We start from the raw sequence: 6,114 nt of genomic DNA, 5'->3' as shown, positions 1-6,114 counted from the left end.
AATCAGTGACAGCTCAAACCACTACCCCCAGCCACCACCATCGTCATCCCCCCACCAGTCCCCGCCGACGCTATTAGCGCTCGCGCTCCGCCCGAACAAGCCACCCATCAACTCATCCCCCACCCCACTCACAGACCCCCTGGAACAAAGGCCAGCAAACCCGCCACCAACCAAACCCCACAGCTGCCAAACAGCACAGCCCTACCCAGCACCAGCAGCATCTATAATGGACAGACCCACCGGGCAGACCTCAGCCACCAAGCCCGACCAGAAACAGCAACCAGACCCCTCCGGAACAGGCCGAACAGGCCCAGCACAATCACACCCACCAGAAAAGGGAAAACAGCCGAGCGTAACCACATCACCGCCAGCCATTGGACACCGCCGCACCAACCACCACCAGGGCCCCAGACCAACCAAACGGCAGCCACTCACCACAAGCAACCACACCCACGGTAGTGACTACGTAACCCACGGCCGTCCGGTTCAACGACCCACGACATTTACCCTCTATGTCCTAATAGTGCTTTAAGCCGTGTCATCGAATGGGCGTTTGCACGGGTGGCCCGCGTCGACCATGACGGCGAGCAGCAGTTGCAGCTTGCGCAGCACGGCGTAGAGGGTCAGGCCGGCGCATCCGCTTTCGGGTCCAGGCGGAGCAGGATGCAGAAGGCCTGGGCGAGCACGGTAGAGTGGCATGGCGGTGCCAGCCGGTGAAGGAGCGGCCTTCGAACTGGTCCACGCCGAGGCCGGTCTTGAGTTCGCGGTAGTCGCCGCACGCCGGTCCGGCCAGCGGCCAAGACCAGGTCCGTCAGCGTGACCGGCGGGTCGGGGTAGGCGGCCCCGGCCGGTGCAGGGCGGCGTGACCGGAACTGCGCCAGCGGGATCGGCGGTAGCGGTCGGGTCGACCTCGACCACAGAGCGCAGACCACGTTCGGCCAGCCCGAGCCGGAACAGGGTCAGTCACCGTAGCCGGAGTCCGCGATCACTGGCAGCCTCGATAGCCCCCACTGCTCGATCAGCTCGTCGAGCATGTCCAATGCGTGGAGGGCTCCGTTGTGCGGCTTGAGCTTCCAGAGCGTCCCTGATCAGCTTAGCGATCCTGAGTCGGATTGGGTTTCCGGGATCGTTTCCCACCGTGGTGGGGTCGCGTGGGCGTGGAAGTGGAATCCCGCGCCCAACGCGGCTCCGCGTGGACGGTGGCCGGTGGTGGGGGTGCTGATCGTGTTCACGCCCTGGTGCCGGTGGGCTGCGCGGGGCAGCCTCCGGTCCGTTGGTGCGTGTCCCTCCGGACGCTTACCCGCCCGGCTGTGAGGCCGGGTGGGGGAGGGTGCCCTGCGTCGCCTGGGCGCGGGGCGTGATGGCTTGCGCCGGGTGGGGCCGGTCTTCGACCGGTCCCCCCGGCAGGTCTTCGTGATGACCGCCGACGCTTCAAGCTTGTCGACCACGGCGCGGATCACCATCTGCCCGCTGGCCTTGTCGATGACGGTCTTTGCCTGATGGGCCAGGCCGCGGGCGGCGATCCGACGCCAGGCACCCTGGTCGCGGTCGCCCTGCCAGCGGCAGGACTGGTGGGGACAGATCGCCCACTTCCAGCCTGGGGTGGTGGGCTTGTCGGGGGCCTTGCGATGCCGCAGCGGAGTCAGGCACTGCGGGCAGTGCTTCGAGGTGTTGTGGGCAGGCGTGGTGACGACGGCGATACCGGTCTCGGCGGCGAGGTGCCGCATCCGGTCGACGATCTGCCCGCGCACCTGCTGGGACAGCCGGGTGTTGAGGGTGGCGCCCATGCCCCGTGCTTCCATCGACCGCAGGTCTTCGACGTAGATGACGCTCGCCGCGGCGGCGATCGCCTGGTCCACGGCCCATCTGGCGGCGGCCCACGAGAGGGCGGCGTTCAGGTTGGAGCGGCGGTCGGAGACGTGGCGGATCTCGTCGCGCAGGACCGCCAGTTTGCCGACGAGGTGATGCCGCTCGTCACGGCCGGTGAGGCGTTGGTAGTGGTCGGCTTTGGCGTGCAGCCGCTCGGACAGGCGGCGGAGGCGGTGCTGTTTGGCGAGGATGCCGGCGGCCCGGAACTGGCCACCGGCCCCCAACGCGGTGATCCGCCCGCCCTCGTGGAGCCGCAGGGCCCCCGCGCTGAGAAGGGTGTTGAGACCCCAGTCCACGCCGAGCGCCACCGTGTGACCGGTGCGCCGGGCCTTCGGCACCGGATGGGTGTACGCGACATCGACGCGCACCTGCCGGCCGGTCACGCGCAGGGTGGGCAGGTGCAGCACCGCGCCTGCGGGGACCGTGGGCGGCAGGATGATCGGACAGGCCACCCACGTCCAATCTGCATAGGCTCGCGGGTCTGGGCGGGTGGGAAGCTGCAAGCGCAGCAACACCCTGCTGGGGTCGGTGTCGCTGCGTTCGATGGTGGCCTGCTGCCGGTCACACGCGGCCAGCAGCAGCATCCGCGCGACCCTTGGGACGCCTTCGAGCTCGAACACGTCCACCGGCAGCCGGCCATTGACGGCACGGAACCTGGCGGCCTGCCGGGTGCGGGACTTGATGACACCCGACGGCAGATGCTGCCCGCCAGGGATCGACGCCCGAAGCTGCTCCCACTCCTGCGGGGTGCGTTTACGCGGATCGGCCGGCCACGTCGCCAACACACCGGAGGTCAGGCCCGCACGCCACGACGCCGAACGCAGAACACGCCCCGCCTGCTCCTGCGCCATCCGCACGATCCGGTCATTGACTCTCACACCCACCGGCGCGGCGACCGTCCAGCCCAAGCGCCGCAGCGCCATCCACGCGTTCGACGGAAGTTTCCGGCCACCCGCGTCGTGTCCGGAGGCCAACACCTCCACATCCGCGGGATTCCAGCGCTCCGCCAACAGGTCGGAGACCATGCCCGCCACCAGATCGGCACACCAGCCGATCCGTTGCGCAAGCGCGGCCTGCGACAGCACTTTGCCGCTCTCCTCGTCCACCCCGGATCCGAGCACGGCGCGGGCGCAAGCGGTACGGGAGGTCTCACCCTCGGCCAGCGGCAGCTTCCCGCTCACCGGCTCATCGCCTCGACATCGATCCAGGAGAACCCGCGATCACAACCGGTCCACCTCACCGGAATCTTCCCCGAACCAGCCCAAAGGCAAGCGTCACGGTCCACACAGTTAACCTATGATCACCGACGATTCCTAATCAAGTTGGTCAGCCTGCTCCGTTGATCGTTCATAGCCGATAGGCGAGCGCCCGTCGCAGACGGAGTGCCGCGGCGGTGGTTGTAGAAGTCGGTGGTCCAACACCCCAGGAGCTGAGGTGTCAAGCGGCGATGGGTGTGGTGGCTCGGTGTGACCAGGCGGTGGCTTGGTCGTAGCGGGTGTGGGTCTTGAGGCAGCCGTGGAGGATGCCGACGAGGCGGTTGCCGATCTGGCGTAGGGCGGCGTTGTGGCTGACGTCGCGGGCGCGGAGTTCGTCGTAATAGGCGCGCACGGCGGTGTCGTGCAGGATCGCGGCGCCGGCCTGCATGTGGAGGGCGTCGACGAGCCGGTCGTTGTGGACGAATCGGGCGTGGATGGTCTTGGTCTTGCCGGATTGGCGGGTGATCGGGGCGGTGCCGGCGTAGTTCTTGCGAGACTTGGCGTCGGTGTAGCGGCCGGGAGCGTCACCGAACTCGGCGAGCACCCGGGCGCCGAGGATCGGCCCGATGCCGGGCTGGCTGAGGTAGACCTCAGCGTCCGGGTGCTGGCCAAAATGCGCCTCGACCTGGCTTTCCATGGTTTTGATCTCGGCGTTGAGGGTGGTCAGGATCGCCACGGTTGCGCGGATGGTGGCTGCGTACGCGCCGGTGACGATCTCGGGTTGGCTCAGGTGTTCGGTGCGCAGCGCCTGCTGGATCGCTGCCGCCTTGGCGGGGATGTCGCGTCGGCGCCCCCGTTTGAGCGCGGCGCTGATCTGCGCCACGGTCAGCTTGGCCGCCGCGGCCGGGGTTGGGGCCTTGGCCAGCAGCGCCAGGGCGTCCGCTCCGGTGAGCGTCAGCGACTGGTAGGCCTCCAGCGCGGCGGGGAAGTACTCCCGCAGCGCGGCCCGCAGCCGCAGCGTGTGCCGGGTACGTTCCCAGATCAGCGTCTGGTGCGCCCGGGCGACGACCTTGACCGCCTCGGCGATGTCAGAGTCCGCGGCGACCTGCCGCAGCTGGTGCCGGCGGGTACGGACCATGTCGGCCAGGGCGTGCGCGTCCGCCTTGTCGCTCTTGGCACCCGAAACCGACATCAGCTCCCGATGCCGGGCGGCCTGCTTCGGGTTGACCCCGTAAACCTGGTAGCCGGCCGCGATCAGCGCCCGTACCCACGGCTCCACCAGGCGGACACCACCAGCAGCCCGCGGAGGAGCCCGGCGGTCGACCACTACCAGCGGCTCATGATGTACGTTCTCGGGTCATGCGCGGGCTCCTGCGAGCTGCGGGTAGAGCGCTTCGATGGGCGCGGCAAGTCCGGCCTTCACCTGGATGCTGAGCTCGTCGGCGAGGATCTCGTAGCTGCCGGCTTCGATCCCGTCGTATGCCGAGCGGACGACGTCGGCCGGGTCGAGCTTGGGGGCGTCGACTCCCTTGGTCATGGGGGTGTCGGCGTAACCGAGGTGCAACCCGGCGACGTGTACGCCCTCGGGGGCGAGCTTGATGCGTTGAGTGTTGGTCGCCTGCCAGAGGGCCGCCTTGGTCGCGCTGTAGGCGTCGCCGATGCCGAGCCAACTGAGGACAGACAGTACGTTGAGCACGGTGCCTCGCGAGGTCTTGAGTGCTGGGGAGAATGCGTTGGTCACGGCGAGTGCGCCCCAGAAGTTGGTCTCGAACAATTCACGTGCCGCGGCCAGGTCGCCGAGCACGCTGGAGCCGTTCGAGGCGCCGGCGTTGTTGATGACGATGGTCACGTCGTTGGCGATGTCGGTCGCGGCCGCGATGGACTCTGGCGACGTCACGTCCAGGACGAGGGGGATGATGCGGTCGTCGTTCCAGTCTCGCGGGTTGCGTGCGGCGGCGTAGACCTTGGTGGCACCCCGTTCGAGGGCCTGGTGGACGAAGTGGGTGCCGAGGCCGCCGTTGGCTCCGGTGATGAGCACGACGGCTCCGTTGAGGGTGGGCATGTCAGATCCTTTCGATGATGGTGGCGTTGGCGAGGCCGCCGGCTTCGCACATGACTTGGAGGCCGTAGCGGCCGCCGGTCTGTTCGAGGTTGTTGAGCAGGGTGGTTATCAGGCGGGCCCCTGAGCTGCCGAGGGGGTGACCGATGGCGATGGCTCCGCCGTTGATGTTGACTTTCGCGGGGTTGGCTCCGGTTTCCTTCTGCCAGGCGAGCACGACGGACGCGAAGGCCTCGTTGACCTCGAAGGCGTCGATGTCGCTGATGGACAGGCCGGCCTTGGTGAGCACTTTCTGGGTAGCCGGGATGATGCCCGTCAGCATGAAGATCGGGTCGTCACCGGCGACCGCGAACGAGTGAACGCGGGCGCGTGGTGTCAGGCTGAGGCGTGCGATGGCTTCCTCGCTGGCGACGAGGATCGCGGCGGAGCCATCGTTGACCGGTGAGCTGTTGCCGGCGGTTACGCGCCAGTCGAGGTCGGGGTAGCGCTCGACCCAGTACTCGTCCTTGAACGCGAGCCGTAACCCGACGAGGGTGTCGACCGTGGTCTCTGGGCGGATCGTCTCGTCGGTGCGCAGGTCGTTGACGGGTGCGACCTGGGAGTCGAACAGGCCGTCCTTCCATGCGCGTGCGGCGCGTTGGTGGGACTCGGCGGCGAACTCGTCGAGCTGGGTGCGGGAGAGGTCCCACTTGTTGGCGATGAGCTCGGCGCTGATGCCCTGCGGCACCAGTCCGTTGTCGTACCGGGCGCCGACGCGGTGGCCGGCGAAGTCCTTGCCCTGGAACTGGGAGCCGATCGGGATGCGGCTCATCGACTCCACGCCGGAGGCGATGGCTACGTCGTAGGCACCGGCGATGACGCCCTGAGCGGCGAAGTGCAGTGCCTGCTGGGAGGAACCGCACTGGCGGTCCACGGTCACACCGGGAACCGACTCCGGGAAGCCGGCTCCGAGCAGTGCCCACCGTGCGGTGTTGCCGGACTGTTCGCCGA

4 protein-coding genes and 1 pseudogene are annotated in these 6,114 nt (G+C 68.2%); all 5 read right to left on the bottom strand.

Features of this window, described 5'->3' with window-relative positions; genetic code table 11:
- Nucleotides 1-623 precede the first annotated feature (623 nt).
- Nucleotides 624-772: pseudogene (locus A6A27_RS47340) on the bottom strand (IS701 family transposase); the annotation flags it as partial.
- Nucleotides 773-1,088: 316 nt separating this feature from the next.
- Nucleotides 1,089-3,050, bottom strand: a complete 1,962-nt coding sequence (locus A6A27_RS05200) for a zinc ribbon domain-containing protein (RefSeq protein WP_073833365.1) — start codon at nucleotides 3,048-3,050, stop codon at nucleotides 1,089-1,091.
- A 256-nt stretch (nucleotides 3,051-3,306) separates the two neighbouring features.
- Nucleotides 3,307-4,344 (bottom strand): IS110 family transposase, encoded by a 1,038-nt coding sequence (locus A6A27_RS05195; RefSeq protein ID WP_241825084.1) that lies wholly within the window; start codon nucleotides 4,342-4,344, stop codon nucleotides 3,307-3,309.
- A gap of 78 nt (nucleotides 4,345-4,422) precedes the next feature.
- Nucleotides 4,423-5,127, bottom strand: coding sequence for an SDR family oxidoreductase (locus A6A27_RS05190; RefSeq protein WP_073833362.1), 705 nt, complete (start codon nucleotides 5,125-5,127; stop codon nucleotides 4,423-4,425).
- 1 nt (nucleotide 5,128) lies between these two features.
- Nucleotides 5,129-6,114: acetyl-CoA C-acyltransferase (locus tag A6A27_RS05185; RefSeq protein ID WP_073833361.1), on the bottom strand; the 986-nt coding region annotated here is incomplete at its 5' end.

It is taken from the genome of Micromonospora sp. CB01531 (assembly GCF_001905095.1).
Lineage (GTDB): Bacteria > Actinomycetota > Actinomycetes > Mycobacteriales > Micromonosporaceae > Micromonospora.
The sequence above is the reverse complement of the archived record's forward strand: the minus strand, read 5'-3'. Positions and strand labels throughout refer to the sequence as shown.